Genomic DNA, 20,093 nt, shown 5'->3' on the forward strand with positions numbered 1-20,093 from the left:
GCGCGTGCCTGAGCGCGCCCGTAGGGGCGCAGACCAGTCTGCCGAGGTTCAGGTGCACGCAACGCCTGTGGTCGATTCCGCACTCGGGCTAGCCAATTCCGCCTCATCAGGCGCGAGCGTGAACGTGCCCGTGCAGGACCTCCCGCGAGCCTGTCCACGGTGTCTTCGCAGCAGATCGAGGAGCGCGCCGATTTCGGCGTGACCGGCGCGGTGACGCGCACCGTCGGGCTCACGGTGAACGGCAGTCCGGGCAATGGCGGCCTGTCCTTTTCGAGCCGGGGCTTCAGCGGCGTGAACTCGGTTGGCGTTGCAGAGGACGGCATGATGCTGGGCGTGGCGTCCGGCACGCTGACCTATCCCAACGATGCCTGGGGCTATGAGCGCATCGACGTGCTGCGCGGCCCGGCTTCGATCGTCTACGGCAGCGGCACCATGGGCGGCACCATCAACGCGGTGCGCAAGCAGCCGAGTCGGGAACGCTCGACCGATCTGCTCGTCGGCGCCGGAGGCCACGGTACGGCGCGGCTCGGGTTGGGAACCACGGGCGCGATCAACGAGACGCTGAGCTATCGCATCGATGCCTATGGTCAGCACACCGACGGAGAGCGCGACATGGGCCGCGCCAGCAGCCAGAAGTTGATGACGGGTCTGCGCTGGCAGCCGCGTGCCGATCTCAAGGTGGATATCACCGCCGACATCGCCGATCAAAAGCCTGAGCGCTATTTCGGAACGCCCGTGGTGGATGGCCGCATCGTGCGTTCGCTGCGCGAGCGGAACTACAACGTGATCGACAGCGACATTCACTACGAGGACAAGCGCGCTCGCGCCAAGGCCGAATGGCGCGCAAGCGATGCGTTGACGCTGCGGGAAGAGTTCTACTTCTTCAAGGCCGACCGCCATTGGCGCAATTCGGAATCACATCTCTTCAATCCCGCCACGGGTCAGGTTGCGCGAGACGACTATCTGGAGATCGGCCATGCACTCGACCAGAGGGGCAACCGCGCTGCAGCGGACTGGAAGCTCGCCGATCACCGCCTTGCCATCGGCTGGGACGTCTCCGAGGCGCGCTATACACAGTTCAGCAATTCGCCCTACGGCACGCCGACCAACCATGTGGATGCATGGCGCCCTGATCGCGGATATTGGTCTAGCCCCGATCCCTATTTGCCGCGCACCGGCACGCGTTTGCGCCAGAACTCGCTCTACGTCGAGGACGCGTGGAACCTCTCGGCGCAGTGGTTGCTGATGGCGGGCGTGCGGCGCGACTGGTATGCGTTTGATCGCCGCAACCTGATCAACGGCTCCACCGCGAATACCGATCTGGCTGGCACGTCCTGGCGTCTGGGCGGCACCTACCGATTGGACGAGCGCCGCAGCCTCTACGCCCAGGTCAGTCAGGGGCATGATCCGGTGAGCAGCCTGCTGGCCCTGTCGGCAACGCAGACCCAGTTCAAGCTCACACGCGGACGGCAGGCGGAAATCGGCTGGAAGCAGCAACTGCCCGATGATCGCGGCGAACTGACGCTGGCGGTATTCGATATCCGCAAGCAGGACATCATCACGCGCGATCCCGTGCGGCCGGCGTTCTCGATTCAAGGCGGCAAGCAGTCTTCGCGCGGTGTGGAGTTGAGCGCCGCCTACAAAGTCAACGCCGCATTGCGTTTCGATGGCAATGTGGCCTATGTGAAGGCGAAGTATGACGAGCTTCTGGACCCGAACTCCGGTGCCGACCGGGCAGGTAATCGTCCGCGCAATGTTCCCGCCACCACCGCCAATCTCTGGGCGCATTACCGCATCGGCGCATGGCAGACGTCGCTCGGACTGCGGCACGTCGGCAATCGCTTTGCCAGCGATGCCAACACCTCGCGCCTGCCTGCCTACGCGGTCGCCGATGCGGTGGTGCGCTGGGACATGAGCCGCGCAAGCTCGCTGAGTCTCGTGGTACGCAATCTGTCGGATCGGCTCTTTGCGACGAACGCGCAGAGCGACGGGCAGTGGTACGTCGCACCGGGCCGCAGCGTCGAGTTGATTGGTCAATTGCGCTTCTGACGCACGGCTTAACGGGGACGCGAAGATGCTCTGTCTGAATTCTCACTGGCGCGTGCGCGCGGCGGTTTTCCTCGCGACCTTGCTTGCACTGGGCGGTGCCGCGCGTGCGGAGCGTGCCGAGCGGGCGCGGCCCGTTGTGATCGATGTATGCGGCAAGCCGGTCACCTACACAGCGGTTCCGCAGCGCGCCGTCACGCACGATTCGAACATCACGGAGATGTTTTTGTTTCTCGGGCTCGGGCCGAAACTTGTGGGCTACTCGGGCATTGCGGGCGACAAGGAACTCTCGCCCGCGTACCGCGCAGCGCTTGCGGGAGTGCCCGATCTTTCGCGCAAGAGCATGAACCTCGAGAGCATGCTTGGCGTGCGGGCCGATTTCGTGTTTGCCGGCTGGAACTACGGCTTTCGCGCGGGCGGTGTCACGCCTGAATTGCTCGCGCGATACGCCATCGATTCGTATGTGCTGCGCGAATCGTGCATCCACGTGCAAAAGCGCGAGCGCGTCTCGCTCGTCGACGGCGTCGCGGACATGCGAAATCTGGCGCGCATCTTTGATGTCGAAGAGCGCAACGCCGACCGGCTCGGCGCCATCGAGACGCGCGTCCACGCGCTTGCCGAGCGCATGCGGGGGCTGGAAAAACGGCCCAGAGTGTTCGTGTTCGACAGCGGCCAGCGCCTGCCGGTGACCGTGGGTCGCTTTGGCATGCCGCACGCGATGATCGAAGCGGCGGGTGGCGAAAACATTTTCTCCGACATCGAAAGCAACTGGCCGACGGGCAACTGGGAAGACGTGATTGCCCGCAATCCCGAGTGGATCATCATCGTCGACTACGGCCAGCCAGATGCGCAAGGCAAGATTGATTTTCTGCTGGGCAAGCGCGAGCTTTCCCAGGTCAGTGCGATCCGCAATCGCCGCTTCTTCGTGATGCGCTACGCGCAGGCGACACCCGGTCCCGGCAACGTCGACATGGCGGAGGCGCTCGCGCGCAAGTTGCACCCCGAGCGCTTTGTGGGCGCGCAAAAATAGCCATGCGGATCGGATAAACCGTGCATCGCATGCGCAGACATCACTCCGGAATCTGGCTCGGCCTGTTGACGCTGCTGCTCGTCGTTGCAATAACTGCGGGCGTGGCGCTGGGATCGGTCAAGGTGGCGCCCGCATCGGTGTGGCGCATCGTGGTGCACGAACTGTTCGGCCTGCTGCCGACGTCCGGCCTCGGCGTGCAGCAGCACCAGATTGTCTGGCAGGTGCGCGCGCCGCGCGTTGCCATGGCGTTGCTCGCGGGCGCGGGCCTTGCCACGGTGGGCGTGATCATGCAGGCCATGGTGCGCAACCCGCTGGCCGATCCCTACATGCTCGGCATTTCATCGGGCGCGTCCGTAGGGGCGGTGTCGGTGCTGGCATTCGGCAGTTTTGCGGCGGCGGGCGTCTACGCGATCTCCGTGGGTGCCTTCGTCGGCGCGCTTGGGGCTACCACGGCGGTCTATTGGTTGGCGAGAACACGAACGGGTGCGCAGCCGGCCACGCGTCTGATTCTGAGCGGTGTGGCGATTGGCTATTTTCTTACCGGTTTGACGAGCCTGATCACGCTGACTTCGGGGCAGCGCGATCTCGCCGGGGCGTTGATGACCTGGACGCTCGGCAGCCTGGCCGGCACGCAGTGGGACACGCTGGCCTTGCCTGCGGTGACTCTAGGGCTGGGCATCGCATGGCTGCTCTCGCAGTCGGCATCGCTCAATGCCTTGATGACCGGCGATGAAACCGCAACCACGCTCGGCGTGAATACCCAGGCGCTGCGGCGCAGGCTGTTTGTGGTGATCTCGCTGCTCACCGGAGTGATGGTCGCCGCAAGCGGTGCCTTCGGCTTTGTGGGGCTGGTCGTGCCGCACGTCACACGCATGCTCGTGGGCTCGGATCACCGGCGCGTGCTGCCGCTCGCAGCGCTGTTGGGTTCTGCATTCCTGGTGCTGGTCGACCTGCTCGCGCGCGTGCTGTTCGCGCCGATGGAGGTGCCGGTGGGCGTGATTACCGCGTTGATCGGTGGGCCGTTCTTTGTCTGGATGCTCGCCCGGCAGAGTCGCGGTGCGCGGAAGTCGGCATGAGGCCCGCGCTGCTCGAGACCCGCAACCTGCGCTGGAGCGTCGCGGGAAAGCCGGTTGTGGGCGATGTGTCGATGGCACTGCGCGCTGGTGAATGCGTCGGCCTGATCGGTCCGAATGGCTGCGGCAAGTCGAGCCTGCTGCGCATGCTGTATCGCGTGATCCGGCCCGATGCCGGTGCGGTGTTGCTCGGTGGGCGTGATGTGCGGGGCATGCCGGACCGGGAGTTCGCGCGTCAGGTGGCGGTGCTCACGCAGGAGTTCGACCCGGTGTTCGACATGTCGGTCGATGAGGTCGTGATGATGGGCCGCATTCCGCATCGCGCGCGCGGACTGCCGTGGGCCGCAGACTCGGCGCGGGATCGCGAATGGGTGAGCGCCTGCCTGGAACAGGTCGGATGCACACATCTGCGTGACTGCGATTTCGCGCGTGTCTCCGGCGGCGAGAAACAGCGCGTGCTGCTTGCGCGCGCTCTTGCGCAACAGCCGCAATGCCTGCTGCTCGACGAGCCGACCAACCACCTGGACGTGCGCTACCAGCACGAGCTGATGGCGCTGGTGCGTGAAGCGGGACGCAGCACGCTGGTCGTGCTGCACGACTTGAACATCGCCGCGCAATACTGCGACCGGCTCTATCTCATGCACGAAGGCCAACTGGTGGCCGAGGGATCACCCCGGGAGGTGCTCACTGCGGACCATATCGCCGGTGTGTACGGCATGGACGCCGTGGTGGACGTCCATCCGTTCACATCGAAGCCGCGCGTGACGTTTTGCGCGCGCTAAAGTGTCCGAAATACCTCACGCGCCGCTTCGATGGTCTTGTCGATGTCGGCATCGGTGTGCGCGCCGCTCACGAAGCCCGCCTCATACAGCGCCGGTGCAAAGTAGTGACCGTGCTCGAGCATGCCGTGGAAGAACCGGTTGAACACCTTGCCGTCGGTCTTCATCACTTCGGTGTAGGTGCTGGGCAATTCGGGCAGGAAGTAAAAGCCGAACAGGCCACCCTGATGGTCCACGCTGAAAGCCACACCGGCAGCGTCGGCTTCTTTTTTCAGGCCGACCATCAGGCGCGCGGTCGTTGCGTGCAGCGCGTCATGAAAACCAGGCTGGCTGATCAGCTCCAGCGTCTTCAGGCCGCAGGCCGTGGCGATGGGGTTGCCCGACAGCGTGCCGGCCTGATACACCGGGCCGAGCGGCGAGAGCTTTTCCATGATCTCGCGGCGCGCGCCGAACGCGGCCATCGGCATGCCGCCGCCAATCACCTTGCCCATTACCGTGATGTCGGGTTTGAAGCCTTCGATCTGCTGCGCGTAGAGGCTTTGCGCGCCGCCGAGCGCCACGCGAAAACCGGTCATGACCTCGTCGTAGATCATCAGCGCGCCGTGTTCCAGCGTCAGCTCGCGAATGCGGCGCGTGAAATCGACGCTGGCGCGCACGAAGTTCATGTTGCCCGCAATCGGCTCCATGATCACGCAGGCGATCTCGCCGCCGATTTGTGCAAACGCTTCCTCAAGCTGGTCGAGATCGTTGTATTCCAGAACGATGGTGTCCTTGACCACGTCGGCGGGCACACCGGCGGACGACGAAGCGCCGAACGTGGCGAGGCCAGAGCCCGCCTTCACAAGCAGCGAATCTGCGTGGCCGTGATAGCAGCCATTGAACTTGATGATCTTGTTGCGGCCCGTGAAGCCGCGCGCCAGACGCAGTGCGCTCATGCCGGCTTCGGTGCCCGAGCTCACGAGGCGCACCATCTCCATCGACGGCATCAGCTTCAGGATCGCCTCGGCAAGCTCGATCTCACGTTCGGTCGGAGCGCCATACGAGAAGCCTTCGAGCACGGCCTTCTGCACCTCGGCGACGACTTCGGGGTGACCGTGACCCAGGATCATCGGACCCCATGAGCCGATGTAGTCGGTGAACTGCTGGCCGTTGGCGTCCCAGAAATGCGCGCCGCGTGCACGTTCCACGAAGCGCGGCGTACCGCCCACGGCCGCAAACGCGCGCACGGGAGAGTTCACGCCGCCGGGGATCACCTGCCTGGCGCGTTCGAACAGGGAAACATTCAAATCAGTGGGATGTGTCATGGGGTGGAATCTGAAAAGCATCGACGTCGCTCGCAGCGCCGCCGGGTTCGTTGGAGGACGCCTCCTCGTCCTCATCCTCGTCGTCGGGTTGGGCCCAGAACATGCGGTCGGGAATCAACTGGCCCATGCCCGGGCGGTAGCCCGCGAGCAGGCAGCCGTCCAGATAGCTCAGCGCCTCCTTGGTCGCATCGCCCAGATCGTTGTCGCACGCCACCAGTGCCGCGAGCGCCGCCGACAGCGTGTCACCCGCGCCGGCAAAGCTGACCTCGAAGCGCTCGAACTGGCCGCTGCCGAGCACGGCCTGCGGGGAGCACAGAACGTTGTCGAAATGCTGTTTGTTGACGGGTACGCCTGTTACAAGTGTGTAGGGCACGCCCTTGTCGGACGCGGCCATTGCAATCTCGCGCGGAGTGGGCAAGCGGTCGTTTTCCCAGTCCGGCAGCAGCCAGCGGCGCAGCGTGCTGTGGTTTCCTACCAACACCGAAGTCTGCGGAAGCAATAATTCCATGAAGGCATCGAGATACTGGTCGATCAGGTCATCGCTCCACCATGACAGGCTGGGCATGTAGGCAATCACTGGAACGTCGGCGTAGTCGGCGGTCAGCTCGGCGATGACCGCGAGGTTTTCGGGGCTGCCAGCGAAGCCTACCTTGATGGCCTGTACGGGCATATCCTGAAAAACAGTTCGCGCTTGATCTGCCACAGTGTCATCGTCGAAAGCAAAAAAATCGACGATTTCCGTTGTGTCTCTGACATAGGTGCCAGTCACAATGGCTAGCGCATGGGCTCCAACAGAGGCGATAGCCGCCGTATCTCCGGTCAGTCCGCCCGCTCCACTGGGGTCGTTGGCGTTGAACGTCATCACGCACACTGCACTGGCGATTTCGTCAGTGGCTTCGTTGTCGGAAGGGGGGAGATGGGGGATGTGGAGTCTTGTTTCATGTACGGACGCCAGCGTACCCGGTGGCGCGAAAACCGCATCTCATGGTGATGTCTAGATACAATCGTTGCATTCTATGTGAAGGCTCTTTAAGCTGTGACAAATTCAATGACCTGGATGTGTTTGATTTGCGGTTGGATATATGACGAGGCCCTAGGGGCTCCCGATCATGGTATTGCACCGAACACCCCATGGGAACAAGTACCCATGAATTGGACATGTCCTGAATGTGGCGCGCGCAAAGAAGACTTCGAAATGGTGGAAATCTGATGAAAAACGCTCGCAGCTGCGATTTTTCGATTCTAGGGAGCGGTAGAAATTGACTACAGGCGGTAATCCGACATTCAAGGTGCTGGTTGTCGACGACAGCAACACCATCCGTCGCAGTGCGGAAATTTTCCTCAAGCAGGGCGGGCACGAAGTGCTGCTTGCTGACGATGGTTTCGATGCACTGTCGAAGATCAACGACTTCAACCCTCAGTTGATCTTTTGCGACATTCTGATGCCCAAGCTGGATGGCTACCAGACCTGCGCGATCATCAAGCGCAATGCCAAATATTCCGACACGCCCGTCGTGATGCTGTCTTCCAAGGACGGTGTCTTCGACAAGGCGCGCGGGCGCATGGTCGGGTGCCAGGAATACCTCACCAAGCCGTTTACCAAGGACCAGTTGCTGCAGGCCGTGCAGCAGTTTGGCAATGTGGATCAAGGAGTCAATTAAATGCCCATTCAGAAAGTTTTGGTGGTCGACGATTCGAAGACAGAACTGATGTATCTGACCGATTTGTTGCAAAAGAAGGGCATGCAGGTACGCACGGCCGAAAACGCGGAAGAAGCAATCAAGCGTCTTGCCGAGGAAAAGCCCGATCTGATCCTCATGGATGTGGTGATGCCAGGCCAGAACGGCTTTCAGCTCACGCGTTCGATTGCACGTGACCCGCTGTATTCGGACGTGCCGATCATCATGTGTACCAGCAAGAATCAGGAAACCGACCGCGTCTGGGGCATGCGCCAGGGCGCGCGCGGCTACATCACCAAGCCGGTGGACCCTGCGGAACTGCAGGCCAAGATCGACTCGCTGAGCTGATTCATTTTCCACTGATTACAAGAAGGCTCAAGCGGATCCATGGCCAATCGCGAAGCTCTGAGGGAGCTCCAGACCCGTCTCGCCAGCCGTCTTCAGGCGGCGCGCGCGGAAGGCTCGAATGTCTCGTCCTGGCTGGCCGTGGAGACCGCGGGGCAGCGGTATCTGTTGCCGCTCGGACATTCGGGTGAAATTTTTCATTGGACCGGGGTGCAGGCAGTGCCGTACACGCAGCCTTGGTTCGTGGGCGTCGCCAACCTGCGCGGCGCCTTGATGGGGGTGGTGGATCTCGGTGGCCTCATGGGCACGATGATCAACCGCTCCGAGCAGGCACTGGCGGATGCCAGTCTGCTGGCGATGAATCCGGCGCTGGGTGTGAACGCAGCGCTGATGGTCGACAAATTGCTGGGATTGCGCGGCACGGACGCCTTTGTGTCCTCGGATGCGCCCGGCGAAGGCGCGCCCGAGTACTTCGGGTCCCGCTACACCGATGCGCAGGGCGCGCATTGGCAGGAATTGAATCTGCAGGCGTTGTCGCAGAGTCCGGCTTTTCTAGGTATTGGCGTTTGAGATTTTCTTAGGGTTGCACTATGTCTTTTTCTCTTGACAAACTGTTCAAGCGCAAGGGAGCCACGGCGGAGCCGGGCACCGCGCAGACGATTGAACACTCTGAGCAGGATTCACTGGTCGCGGGTACGCTGGCGGACACGTTCCAGAACGAGGGCATGTACACCGTGCAGGGCGATCCGGGCCAGGCTACGCAGTACGGCGAAGAGGACGATCTCGCCGATCGTGAAGTGATCACGCTGCCCGTGCTGGGCCGCGCACCGGCCGCCGTGCACCAGCGCAAGCTGCTGCTGTTGCTCGGCGTCGGTCTCGTGGTACTGGCGCTGCTGGCCGGCTGGGTGCTGCAGCAGTCCAACCGGGTGGCGCAGCAGCTCACCGCGACCGGTCAGTCGCTGATGCAGTCGCAGCGCCTGGCGAAGTCGGTATCGCAGGCGCTGGTGGGTGCACCACAGGCCTTCCCCGACGTCAAGGACAGCTCGGACGTTCTGGCGCGCAATGTGAGCGCGCTGAACAGTGGCGACAGCGAGCTCGGCGTGCAGGCGCTTGGCGACGACTTCAAGCCCGAACTCGACACCATCTCTCCGCTGGTTGATCGCGCCTCGCGCAACTCCAAGGTGGTGCTGGGTCAGCAGGCGATCCTGACGCAGGTCGGCGACGCGCTGCGCACCATCAATCGCCAGTCTGCCGATCTGCTGGAAATCGCCGAAACGGTTTCCTCGCTCAAGCTGCAGCAAAACGCATCCTCCGCAGAAATTTCCGCTGCCGGTCAGCTCGTCATGTTGACGCAGCGTATCGGCAAGTCGGCCAACGAATTCCAGACGACCGAAGGCGTGAGCCCCGAGGCCGTGTTCCTGCTCGGCAAGGACTTGAATTCGTTCAAGGAAATCGCTCAGGGCCTGCTTGACGGCAGTTCCGAACTGCGTCTGCCGGCAACGCGCGACGCGCAGACACGCGAGCAACTCGGCAACCTGATCAAGCTGTACGACCAGACCCGCACGCAAGCCGGCGCGATTCTCGGCAACCTGCAGGGCCTTGTGTCCGCACGCGAGGCGCAGTCCGCCATCGTGGCCGACTCCGAGCCTCTGCGTCGTGGCATGGAAACCCTGCAGACCAAACTCAAGGACGACAGCGGCATTGGCATCGGCCAGTTGATTGCGCTGGTGCTGACCGGTCTGTTCGTTCTGCTTTGCGGTATCGGTATCTCCCGCGCCCAACTGGGCGACTCGCGCAACCGTCAGGCCGCAGCCGAATCGCTGCAGCGCGACGCCAAGCGTCAGGAGCAGGAAGCCAAGCGCGTGAATGATGCGAACCAGGCCGCGATTCTGCGTTTGATGAACGAACTGCAGTCGGTTGCTGAGGGTGACCTGACGCAGGAAGCCACCGTGACCGAAGACATCACGGGCGCCATCGCCGACTCGGTGAACTACACGGTGGAAGAGCTGCGCCAGCTCGTGGGCTCGGTGCAGAACACCGCTACCCGCGTGGCGCAGACCACGGCGCAGGTGGACGCCACGTCCACCGAACTGCTGGCCGCTTCGACCGAGCAGCTGCGCGAAATTCGCGAAACCGGCCGCTCGGTTCTGGAAATGGCGAATCGTATTAACGACGTGTCGGTGCAGGCGCAGGAGTCGGCCGCGGTGGCGCGCCAGTCGCTGCAGGCTGCCGATCAGGGCCTGACCGCGGTGCAGAACGCCATCGGCGGTATGAATTCGATCCGCGACCAGATTCAGGACACCTCCAAGCGCATCAAGCGCCTTGGCGAATCGTCGCAGGAGATTGGTGAAATCACCGAACTGATCTCGGACATTACCGAACAGACCAACGTGCTGGCGCTGAATGCCGCCATTCAGGCTGCGTCCGCCGGTGAAGCCGGTCGCGGCTTCTCGGTCGTGGCCGAAGAAGTGCAGCGTCTGGCCGAACGTTCCGCAGACGCCACGCGCCAGATCTCGGCGCTCGTGAAGGCGATTCAGACCGATACCCAGGACGCCGTGGCCGCCATGGAGCGCTCCACGCAGGGTGTGGTCGAAGGAGCGCGTCTGTCCGACTCGGCCGGTACCGCGCTGTCCGAGATCGACCGCGTGTCGCGCCGTCTGTCCGAGCTGATCGAGCAGTTCTCCAGTTCCACTTCGCGCGAGGCCGAACTCGCCAACGAAGTGGCCGAGAATATCCAGCACATTTTCGCAGTGACAGAGCAAACCGGTGAGGGTACGCGTACGACGGCCCAGCAGGTTCGCGAACTGTCGCAAGTGGCAGAGGAGCTTCGTCAATCTGTTTCGCGTTTCAAGATTGCCTGAGACAGCTGTTGCCTCCTCTTTAACGAACTGGCTCCTTGGGGGCCGGGGACGAATCCATGTCATCTCTTGAGGCTGCCAACGCTTCGGTCACTGATTGGACTCATGGCGAGCAGGACCTGGGTCCGCTCGCCTGGGTGCTTGATGAACTTCGCAAATCGCTGGACGGCACCGTCAAGTCCATGCGCCGTTTTGTTCGCGATGCAGAAATAGCACGCGATTCGGATCTTGCTTCGCTGGACGTTTCGCCGCTGCGCGTTGCACGTCAGCAGCTCCACCAGGCCAGCGGTGCGCTGGAGATGGTGGGCATGGTGCCCCCGGCGCTGATACTTCGCGCGCTGGAATCTGCGGTGCAAAAATACGTGCAGCGTCCCGAGCTGTGCACGGACGAAGCGGCCAACACCATCGAGCGCTCGAGCTTTGCGCTGGTCGCCTATCTCGAGAGCGTTCTTGCGGGCAAGCCGGTCTCCGCCGTCGCCCTGTTCCCCAATATCGCGAAGCGCAGGCGCTCAATGGCGTGGAGCGCGTGCATCCCGCCGATCTGTGGCCCGTGGAGCGCCGTTTCCGCGAGCCCGAATTTGCGATCAGCGTGCCGCCGCTGGCCTACGGTGCCGAGACGCGCGCCAAGCTCGACAGCGCCGTGCTGCGCATCATCAAGAGTGGTGACCAGGCGGCCGATGCCGAGCTGCTCGCGCTCTGCCAGGGCTTTGCCGCCGGCGAGCCGGATCGCCAGATTCGCGCGTTCTGGAAAATCTGCAGCGGTTTCTTCGAAGCGCTGCACGCCGGACTGCTCAAGCCCGATGTCTACGTGAAGCGCGTGGCCTCGCGCGTGCTGCTGCAGTACGCGACGCTCGCCAAGGGTGATCGCACGATTGCCGACCGTCTGGTGCACGAACTGCTGTTCTTCTGCGCGCAGGCCAAGTCGCCCGAGGCGGCCGCTGGCCAGCCTGCGACCCCGGCGCTCGACGCCGTGCGTGAGGCCTTCGGTCTGCAGAACCATCCGCCGGTCGACTACAACGTCGCGCGCTTTGGCCTGTACGACCCGACGGTGCTGGTGCAGGCGCGCAAGCGCATCGGCACGGCGACCGAGACCTGGTCGGCACTCGCCGGTGGCGACCGCAACAAGCTCAAGCCCGCCGTGGACCAGTTCAGCCTGGTCTGTGACTCGCTGCGCAAGCTGCATCCTGGCAGCGAACCGCTGGCCGTTGCGCTGATGAGCACGGTCGAGCGGACCGCACAATCGGGCGAGCCTCCGGCACCGGCGCTCGCCATGGAAGTGGCCACGGCGGTGCTGTATCTGCAGGCTTCGTTCGAGGAACTCGACGTGGCGCAGGAGCACATGGGCGAGCGCGCCAGGCGCCTTGCCCAGCGTCTTGATGGCGTGGCTGCCGGTGGCGATTCCGAGCCGCTCGAGCCGTGGATGGAGGAGTTGTACCGCCGCGTCAGCGATCACCAGACCATGGGCAGCGTGGTCGATGAACTGCGCGCCACGCTGGCCGACGCGGAAAAGTCCATGGATCAGTTCTTCCGCACGCCGGAAGATGTGACCGTGCTGAACAACGTACCGGGTCGTCTCGGCCAGATGCGCGGCGTGCTGTCCGTGCTCGGGCTCGATCAGGCATCGCATGCGGTCGTGCACATGCGCGATACCGTGGAGCGTTTGATCGTTGGCAACGTGACCGAGCAAGAGCGCCCGACGGTGTTCGAGAAGCTCGGCAACAGCCTCGGCGCGCTGGGTTTTCTGATCGACATGCTGAGCTACCAGCGCGCAATGGCGCGCAAGCTGTTCGTGTACGACGAAACCCAAGGCGAACTCAAGCTGGTGATGGGCCGCGCCAAGCGCGCTCGTGCGGAGGATCTGCCCCAGGCTGCCGAACCGGTGGTGCAGGCGCGTGGAGCTGCGCCCGCCGCACCCGTGGTCATCGCGGAACCTGTCGTCGAACCCGCACCACAGGCTGCGGTGGTGGATGTCGCTGCCTCGGTCGCTCCTGCCACATCGCAGGAACTGCACACGCTCGGCTTCGATACCGAACTCGACAGCAGCGCGCTTGCGCCCGTGGATTCGCCCGTCACGATCAGTGTCGAGCCCCTCACGCCGCCCGTGTCCGCACCCATGCCCGCCCCGGGCGACGAAGACGACGAGCTGCTTCAGATCTTCCTCGAAGAAGCCCGCGAAGTCATCGACAACGGCAAGGCCGCCATCGCAACACTGCATGGCGCTCCCGCCGATCTGAGCGAACAGACCACGCTGCGCCGCGCGTTCCACACGCTCAAGGGCAGCTCGCGCATGGTCGGCCTGAACGCGTTTGGCGAGGCCGCCTGGTCGATGGAGCAGGTGCTCAATGCCTGGCTCGCCGAACAAAAGCCCGCGCAACCTGATCTGCTCACGCTCGCCGAAGACACGCTCAACGCGTTCGGTCGCTGGGTCGAAGACATCGCCGCAGGTCATGCCGAGGCATGGAGCCCGAAGGCATTCGTCACCTCCGCCGAGGCGATGCGTACCGAAGGTCGCCTCGTGCCGTTGGCGCTGGGTGCCGTGGCTACGACAGCCGTGGCTACGACAGCCGTGGCTGCGGCGCCGGTTGCGGTCGAACCGACTGCCCCGGTGCTGGTCGAGCCCGCGACCTTCGATCTGCCGCAACTGAGCGACGCGCCCGCGTCCGTTGCCGTGCAGGAGCCTGCGCAGCCCGACTTCAGCGAAACGATCCCGTTTGCGCTCGACGCCGCCGATCTTGCGGCGCTGGAGCCAACCCGTGAGGCGACGCCACTGCTTGACGGCGATGCCGCCGCGGAAATCGATTTCTCGGAATTCGAGCAAGCCATCGCGGCCGACAGGGCGCGTCAGGAGGAACCTGCCGCACCTGCGCAACGCGTGCCTGAAGAAGAAGCTCCGGTCTACGTGGCCAATCTGGAGCCGCACGAACTGCCCGTGCTCGTGTCGCCCGACGGTGTGGATGAGCCCAACGTTCTCGATCTCAAGATCGAGGAGCGCGCTCACGAATCGCAACCCGAGACAGCCTCGGAGCCTGCGGTCACGGAACTGCCGCCCGAGCTCGAACTGATCGAGCCGCAAGCCGATGTGCCACCGGTCGCCGAGGTGCCGCAGGCCGAGGAAATTTCCGCCGCCGAGTTCGAGGCGTTCGCTTTCGAGGACGAAGCACCGAAGACGCCCGCGCCGGTTGCGGAAACCCCTGCGGTCGCCACGGACCTGACCGGCAAGCACGCCGAATTCTTCCCGCTGGGCGAGGTCGAGGCCGAGTTCGTGAACGAGGCCGACGAGCCGGGTATCCCGCACGCCGAAACCGAGACCTTGGCCGAGGTGGAATCCGCGCCGCAATCGTTCTCGGATTTCGAGTTCGAGGCCACGCCGCCTTCCGCGCCGGTTGCCGCGGATGTGGAAGAGCCTGCACCGGACGATTCGACCAAGGTCATCGGATCGCTGCGCATCTCGCTGCCGCTGTACAACGTCTATCTCGGCGAGGCCGAGGAATGGTCGCAGCGCTTGATCAATGATCTGCAGTTCTGGCAACTTGAGCAGGCCGATCATCCGGTGCCGGAGTCGGCCATTGCACGCGCGCACTCGCTCGCCGGAAGTTCCGCGACCGTGGGCTTTCGCGCACTGAGCGAGATGGCGCGCCTGCTGGAACATGCGCTGCAACACATACAGCCGCAGCAATTCGGCGTGCCCGCGCAGATGAATGTCTTCCTGGCCGTGGCCGAGGATATTCGCCGTCTGTTGCACCAGTTTGCGGCCGGTTTCCTGAAGGAGCCGAACGCGCAGTTGCTCGCTCAATTGCATGAGATTCTCGACTCCGATCTGGTCAGTGGCTTGGCGCCGCTGAACGATGGCGACGAGCAGCAGCAGCAACACGTCGAGGCCCCGTCACTCGCGCAAAGCAATAACGTGGAACCGGAAACCGTCGCGCCCGACGAGCCGGTGGTCGCGACGCCCGAACCGGTGCGCGGCTATGTGGCTCCTGCGCTGTCGATTCCCGTGCCGCAAGTGGCGACCCACGATGCGTCGGCGATGGCTGCGGGCAAGGCATCCGGTGCACAGCACCACGCAGACGACATCGACGCCATCGACGTCATCGATCCCGATCTGTTCCCGATCTTCGAGGAAGAGGCAATCGAACTGCTGCCAGTGCTTGGTGGCTCGCTGCGCCAGTGGTCCATGCAGCCCGACAATCTCTCGGCGCGCAGCGAGTTGCTGCGTGCGCTGCACACGCTCAAGGGCAGTGCGCGTCTGGCCGGAGCGATGCGTCTGGGTGAAATGGCCCACCGCATGGAGACCGATGTCGAGCACATCGACAAGGACACCGCGCACGCTGGCGACATCGAGCCCTTGCTTGGCAAGTTCGACGGGCTTCAGGAGTCGTTCGATGCGCTGCGCAACGTAGGCGCTCAGCCGCTCTCCGAGGCCGTGGCCGTCACGACTGCGGACGAGGGGGCGTGGCGGTGACGCCCGTGGCGGAAGCCGCGCAGGAAGAACAGGCTGCCGAGCCGACGCAGCCCGCAGCGACGGTGCCAGTGGTAACTCCTTCCGGTCCCGTGGCGCGTGCACTCACGCTGCAACTCGCCGCCAATGCGCGCACGCAGACCGGTCAGTCCGTGCGCGTGCGTTCGCAACTGCTGGATCGTCTGGTCAATCAGGCCGGTGAGGTGATGATTGCGCGTTCGCGTCTGGACGTTCGCCTGACGCAGATGCGCAGCTCGCTCAACGATCTGACGGGCAACCTGGAACGCTTGCGCCAGCAACTGCGCGACATCGAGGTGCAGGCCGAGTCGCAGATGCAGTCGCGCATGGCGCTGTCCAAGGACACGGCGGCGGGCTTTGATCCGCTCGAGTTCGACCGCTTCACGCGTGTGCAGGAACTCACGCGCATGATGGCCGAGTCGGTCAACGACGTGGCGACCGTGCAGCGCAATCTGCAGCGCGCGATGGAAGGCGCGGAAGACGACCTGATCAACCAGGGCCGTCAGGCCCGCGAGCTGCAACGCGATCTGCTGCGCACCCGCATGGTCGAGTTCGACAGCATCTCCGAGCGTCTGTACGCGCTGGTGCGCCAGTCGTCCAAAGAAACCGGCAAACAGATCAAGCTGGACATTCTGGGCGGCGCGATTGAAATGGACCGTGGCGTGCTGGACCGCATGACACCGGCGTTCGAGCACCTGCTGCGCAACTGCGTTGGCCACGGCATCGAGAGCCCGGAAATTCGCATCGCATCGGGCAAGCCCGCAAGCGGCACGATTCTGATCGCGGTGCGTCAGGAAGGCAACGACGTTGCCGTGGAGTTCCGTGATGACGGCGCAGGCCTGAATGTCGGACGCATCCGCGAGAAGGCCATCGAGCGCGGCCTGATCACCTCCGACATGCCGGTGAGCGACGTAGAGGCCGCGAACCTGATCTTCATGCCGGGCTTCTCCACTGCCACCGAAGTGACCGGCCTGTCCGGTCGCGGCATCGGCATGGACGTGGTGCGTACCGAGGTGAACGCGCTCGGCGGTCGCATCGAGACCTCCACGATCGTGGCACAGGGCTCGTCGTTCCGCCTGGTGCTGCCATTGACGACCGCCGTCACCCAGGTGGTGATGTTGCGCGCAGGCAATTTGTCGATCGGCGTGCCGGCGAATCTGGTGGAGGTCGTGCGCCGCACGACGGCGCAGGAATTGGCCACGGCCTATGAGACTCAGCAGTTCGAGGAAGGGCAGGAAAAGCTGCCGTTCTTCTGGTCTGGCGCGCTGCTGCAATCATCGATCCGCAGCACCGAAGCCAACGCCAAGATTCGCCCCGTGGTGATTCTGCGAAGCGCCGCGCAGCGCATCGCGATGCATGTGGACGAAGTGCTGGGCAATCAGGAAGTCGTGGTCAAAAACCTCGGCCCGCAGCTCTCGCGTCTGCCCGGCATGGCCGGCATGTCGGTGCTGGCTTCGGGTGCCGTGGTGCTGATCTACAACCCCGTGGCGCTCGCCAACGTGTTCGGTGATCGCGTGCAGGAGGCGACCAGAGCTGCTTCTGCCGTTGCCGCTGCGGCGAATAATGCAGCTTCTTCCGATACTGCTGCTTCTGCCGCCGTATCCGGCATTCCGCAGGCACCGGCGACGCTGATTCCCAGCGCACCGCAAGTGCCGTTGGTCCTGGTGGTCGATGACTCGATCACCGTGCGCCGCGTGACTCAGCGCCTGCTGCAGCGCGAAGGCTACCGTGTGAGCATGGCGGCCGACGGTCTGCAGGCTCTGGAGCGGCTACAGGACGAGCGCCCAACGGTCGTGCTCTCCGACATCGAAATGCCGCGCATGGACGGCTTTGACCTGGCGCGCAACATTCGCGCAGACCAACGGTTGAAGGATCTGCCGATCATCATGATCACCTCGCGCATTGCCGAGAAGCATCGGGAGCATGCGATGGAGTTGGGGGTGAATCATTACCTCGGCAAGCCGTATTCCGATGAGGAATTGCTGGGTTGGTGCAGCATTATTCGATGCTGGAGGCGCAGGCTTTGGCTGGGTGATTCTTTGTGGGGTTTGCGGACGCCGCGGGTTCTCTTTTGGGGCTCGCGGCGTTTTGTTTTTTTGGTTTTCTTTTTTGTGCTGCTGGCCGGGATTGCGCCCGGCGGCGCAGTACCTTTTTGTCTTGCCAAAAAGGCACCAAAAAACGCTTTGAATACCTGCGGCAGAACTCGCTTCGTTCCTTCGTCACTTCGCTCGGACAACCGCCGCAAGTCAGCTGGAAAGAGGTGTGCTCGGCACGTCGCTGCGCTCGTGCCTGGTTTTGAGTTGCGTTGGGGCGTTGGTGCCCGCTACTGCACGAGCGCAGCGACGTGCCGACTCCCGGCCCTCTGACCACGCCTGGGGCGAGGCGGTCGTGCGGTGGCTGTTGCGTCAAGTGACGCAACAGCTTCAATGTCTAGCTCACGGCAATTGTTTGAGCGGAGAGCCGCAGGCTCGCAGCGAGTTTTGCCGTGCACCGCACGACCGTCTCGCCCCAGGTCGCCCCTCGCAACGCGAGGGGTCGTGGGCAGCGGGCTCAACTTTCTTTGATTACTTTCTTTTTTGACAAAAGAAAGTGATTCGCCCGCCGGGGCGAGTCCCGGTCAGCGGCCTCAGGCAGGCAAGTCAGAGGGAATACCGAGAAATACGCTCGGTTCGCCCCAAGTCGCCCTCGCAACGCGAGGGCCGTAGGCAGCGGGCTCAACTTTCTTTGATTACTTTCTTTTTTGACAAAAGAAAGTAATTCGCCCGCCGGGGCGAGACCCGGTCAGCAGCCTGGCAGGCAAGTCAGAGCGGAAAAGACTTACGGAATACCTCCCCACATTCCCGGTTGCGAAGCAACCCACCCCATCGCCGGTAAAATACAAAAATGCCTGCTGATCCCGTGCCCATGAACCTGACGAACCACTTCCTGATCGCCATGCCGGGCATGGAGGACTCCTCCTTCGTCAAAAGCGTTGTCTACCTCTGTGAGCACACGGAGAAAGGCGCGCTTGGGCTGGTGATCAACAAGCCTTCTTCCGATATCAACCTGCAAGGCCTGCTGGCCAAGGTGGATCTGTCGTTGGGGCGCGATGACCTGACGGATGAGCCAGTTTTTCAAGGCGGTCCGGTGCAGACCGAGCGCGGCTTTGTATTGCATGACCCGATGCTTGCGACCAACGAAGAAAAAAGCGAGTCGGCGTACGCCTCGACCATGCAGATCGACGGGGGCTCGAGATGACGACCTCCAAGGATGTGCTGGAGGCGCTTGCCACCGGGGCCGGTCCGCGCCGGGTGCTGGTCACGCTCGGCTACTCGGCGTGGGGCGAGGGCAGTTGGAATCCGAGCTGGCCGAGAATGCCTGGATCACCGTGAGTGCCGATGAACGCATCATTTTTGATACTCCCGTGGGCGAGCGTTATGACCGCGCGCTGTCGCTGCTCGGCTTGCAGTCATGGATGCTCACCCATCAGGCGGGGCACGCTTGACCGGCATGTCAGCTACAGACACAACCACAGCACCCAACGTTCCGGCGCAGTTTCATTCCTTTCTTGCTTTCGATTTCGGGCTCAAGCGCACCGGGGTTGCCGTTGGCACGCGCATGCTGCGCAGTGCTTCGCCGCAGGGCACGATCAAGGCCGAGGGTGATGCGGCCCGTTTCGCTCAGGTGGCCGAGCGCATCCGCGAATGGCAGCCCGATGCGCTGGTGATCGGCGTGCCATATCACCCGGACGGCGCTCCGCACGAAAACACGGCGCGTGCGCTCAAGTTCGGGCGGCAGTTGCGCGGGCGCTTTGGTCTTGAGGTCTATGAAGTGGATGAGCGCTACAGCACGACCGAGGCGATTGCTTCTGGAACTGCCGATGCCGACGCGGCGTCCGCGTGCATCATCCTTGAACAGTTTCTGAGGAATCTTCCATGAGCAACAACGCAGCTTCTTCATCATCTTCACCCACGAGCCCTCCATCCTCCCCACAGACCGCCGCTGGCGGTCATCTCACGTTGGACGCCGAGGCGCTGTACCGCGAGCTGCTGCGTGGCGTGCGCAGCATGCGGGGCGAGAACCATAACGACAACACCAACACCTATCTCGCAGGCGTGGCCTCGGGCGGGATGTGGCTCGCGCAACGGCTGCAGAAGGATCTGGGGCTCGCGGGCGAGGCCGGGGTGCTGTCGTCGTCGCTGCATCGTGACGATTTCGCAAGCCGGGGGCTTGCGTCGAGCACCAGCTCGCTGCTGCCGTTTGATGTGAACGGTGCCGACATCCTCCTGCTCGATGACGTGCTCTACACCGGCCGCACGGTGCGCGCGGTGATCAACGAGCTGTACGACTACGGACGCCCGGCCCGCGTGCGTCTCGCGGTACTGGTCGATCGCGGCGGCCGCGAGTTGCCGATCGAGGCCGCGTATGCGGCGGCGCGCATCGCGCTGCCCGCCAATCAGTCGCTGTCACTCGCGCGTGCGGAGGGCAGCGGTGCATTTTCGTTTGAAGTCAAAGAGGCCTGA

13 protein-coding genes and 2 pseudogenes are annotated in these 20,093 nt (G+C 63.6%); 13 read left to right on the plus strand and 2 right to left on the minus strand.

What is annotated here, in order from left to right; translation table 11 throughout:
• The first annotated feature begins 159 nt into the window (after positions 1–159).
• The 4 genes from H9K75_RS16680 to H9K75_RS16695 are packed head-to-tail and all read left to right on the plus strand — an operon-like array spanning position 160 to position 4,931.
• Positions 160–2,049 carry a TonB-dependent receptor gene (locus H9K75_RS16680; RefSeq protein ID WP_264293826.1) on the plus strand — a complete coding sequence of 630 codons (1,890 nt, stop codon included), beginning with the start codon at positions 160–162 and terminating at the stop codon, positions 2,047–2,049.
• A 25-nt stretch (positions 2,050–2,074) separates the two neighbouring features.
• Complete coding sequence (locus H9K75_RS16685) at positions 2,075–3,076, plus strand: ABC transporter substrate-binding protein (RefSeq protein WP_187723469.1); 1,002 nt, start codon at positions 2,075–2,077, stop codon at positions 3,074–3,076.
• A gap of 29 nt (positions 3,077–3,105) precedes the next feature.
• Complete coding sequence (locus H9K75_RS16690; RefSeq protein WP_187723470.1) at positions 3,106–4,152, plus strand: FecCD family ABC transporter permease; 1,047 nt, start codon at positions 3,106–3,108, stop codon at positions 4,150–4,152.
• A complete protein-coding gene (locus H9K75_RS16695; RefSeq protein ID WP_187723471.1) occupies positions 4,149–4,931 on the plus strand; it encodes an ABC transporter ATP-binding protein in 783 nt (260 codons plus the stop codon). Before H9K75_RS16690 ends, H9K75_RS16695 begins: the two co-directional genes overlap by 4 nt.
• Here H9K75_RS16695 and hemL read toward each other — a convergent pair.
• On the minus strand, positions 4,928–6,232 hold the full coding sequence (hemL, locus tag H9K75_RS16700) for a glutamate-1-semialdehyde 2,1-aminomutase (protein WP_187723472.1): 1,305 nt from the start codon (positions 6,230–6,232) through the stop codon (positions 4,928–4,930). The genes H9K75_RS16695 and hemL overlap by 4 nt on opposite strands.
• Positions 6,216–7,094, minus strand: a complete 879-nt coding sequence (gene thiD, locus H9K75_RS16705; RefSeq protein ID WP_187723473.1) for a bifunctional hydroxymethylpyrimidine kinase/phosphomethylpyrimidine kinase — start codon at positions 7,092–7,094, stop codon at positions 6,216–6,218. Before thiD ends, hemL begins: the two co-directional genes overlap by 17 nt.
• 174 nt (positions 7,095–7,268) lie before the next feature.
• On the opposite strand from thiD, the gene H9K75_RS16710 reads away from it, so the two are divergent.
• The 9 genes and pseudogenes from H9K75_RS16710 (at position 7,269) to pyrR (ending at position 20,093) form a co-directional block, all read left to right on the plus strand.
• A complete protein-coding gene (locus H9K75_RS16710; RefSeq protein WP_319016837.1) occupies positions 7,269–7,442 on the plus strand; it encodes a rubredoxin in 174 nt (57 codons plus the stop codon).
• Between the two features lie 49 nt (positions 7,443–7,491).
• Positions 7,492–7,893, plus strand: coding sequence for a response regulator (locus H9K75_RS16715; RefSeq protein ID WP_187723474.1), 402 nt, complete (start codon positions 7,492–7,494; stop codon positions 7,891–7,893).
• Complete coding sequence (locus H9K75_RS16720) at positions 7,894–8,259, plus strand: response regulator (RefSeq protein WP_187723475.1); 366 nt, start codon at positions 7,894–7,896, stop codon at positions 8,257–8,259.
• A 39-nt stretch (positions 8,260–8,298) separates the two neighbouring features.
• Positions 8,299–8,826, plus strand: coding sequence for a chemotaxis protein CheW (locus tag H9K75_RS16725; protein WP_187723476.1), 528 nt, complete (start codon positions 8,299–8,301; stop codon positions 8,824–8,826).
• Between the two features lie 20 nt (positions 8,827–8,846).
• Complete coding sequence (locus tag H9K75_RS16730) at positions 8,847–11,117, plus strand: methyl-accepting chemotaxis protein (RefSeq protein WP_187723477.1); 2,271 nt, start codon at positions 8,847–8,849, stop codon at positions 11,115–11,117.
• 56 nt (positions 11,118–11,173) lie between these two features.
• A pseudogene (locus H9K75_RS16735) lies at positions 11,174–17,626 on the plus strand (Hpt domain-containing protein).
• Positions 17,627–18,474: 848 nt separating this feature from the next.
• A pseudogene (locus H9K75_RS16740) lies at positions 18,475–19,075 on the plus strand (YqgE/AlgH family protein).
• Between the two features lie 5 nt (positions 19,076–19,080).
• On the plus strand, positions 19,081–19,509 hold the full coding sequence (gene ruvX, locus H9K75_RS16745) for a Holliday junction resolvase RuvX (RefSeq protein ID WP_187723478.1): 429 nt from the start codon (positions 19,081–19,083) through the stop codon (positions 19,507–19,509).
• Positions 19,506–20,093, plus strand: a complete 588-nt coding sequence (pyrR, locus tag H9K75_RS16750; RefSeq protein ID WP_187723479.1) for a bifunctional pyr operon transcriptional regulator/uracil phosphoribosyltransferase PyrR — start codon at positions 19,506–19,508, stop codon at positions 20,091–20,093. The genes ruvX and pyrR overlap by 4 nt, the downstream gene beginning before the upstream one ends.

It is taken from the genome of Diaphorobacter aerolatus (genome assembly GCF_014489535.1).
In the GTDB taxonomy this organism is placed as follows: domain Bacteria; phylum Pseudomonadota; class Gammaproteobacteria; order Burkholderiales; family Burkholderiaceae_C; genus Diaphorobacter_A; species Diaphorobacter_A aerolatus.

Coding starts and splice junctions, on each gene's coding strand:
- H9K75_RS16685 (WP_187723469.1), top strand. CDS start 2,075: ATGCTCTGTCTGAATTCTCACTGGCGCGTGCGCGCGGCGGTTTTCCTC.
- H9K75_RS16690 (WP_187723470.1), top strand. CDS start 3,106: ATGCGCAGACATCACTCCGGAATCTGGCTCGGCCTGTTGACGCTGCTG.
- H9K75_RS16695 (WP_187723471.1), top strand. CDS start 4,149: ATGAGGCCCGCGCTGCTCGAGACCCGCAACCTGCGCTGGAGCGTCGCG.
- hemL (WP_187723472.1), bottom strand. CDS start 6,232: ATGACACATCCCACTGATTTGAATGTTTCCCTGTTCGAACGCGCCAGG.
- thiD (WP_187723473.1), bottom strand. CDS start 7,094: ATGACGTTCAACGCCAACGACCCCAGTGGAGCGGGCGGACTGACCGGA.
- H9K75_RS16720 (WP_187723475.1), top strand. CDS start 7,894: ATGCCCATTCAGAAAGTTTTGGTGGTCGACGATTCGAAGACAGAACTG.
- H9K75_RS16725 (WP_187723476.1), top strand. CDS start 8,299: ATGGCCAATCGCGAAGCTCTGAGGGAGCTCCAGACCCGTCTCGCCAGC.
- H9K75_RS16730 (WP_187723477.1), top strand. CDS start 8,847: ATGTCTTTTTCTCTTGACAAACTGTTCAAGCGCAAGGGAGCCACGGCG.
- ruvX (WP_187723478.1), top strand. CDS start 19,081: ATGTCAGCTACAGACACAACCACAGCACCCAACGTTCCGGCGCAGTTT.
- pyrR (WP_187723479.1), top strand. CDS start 19,506: ATGAGCAACAACGCAGCTTCTTCATCATCTTCACCCACGAGCCCTCCA.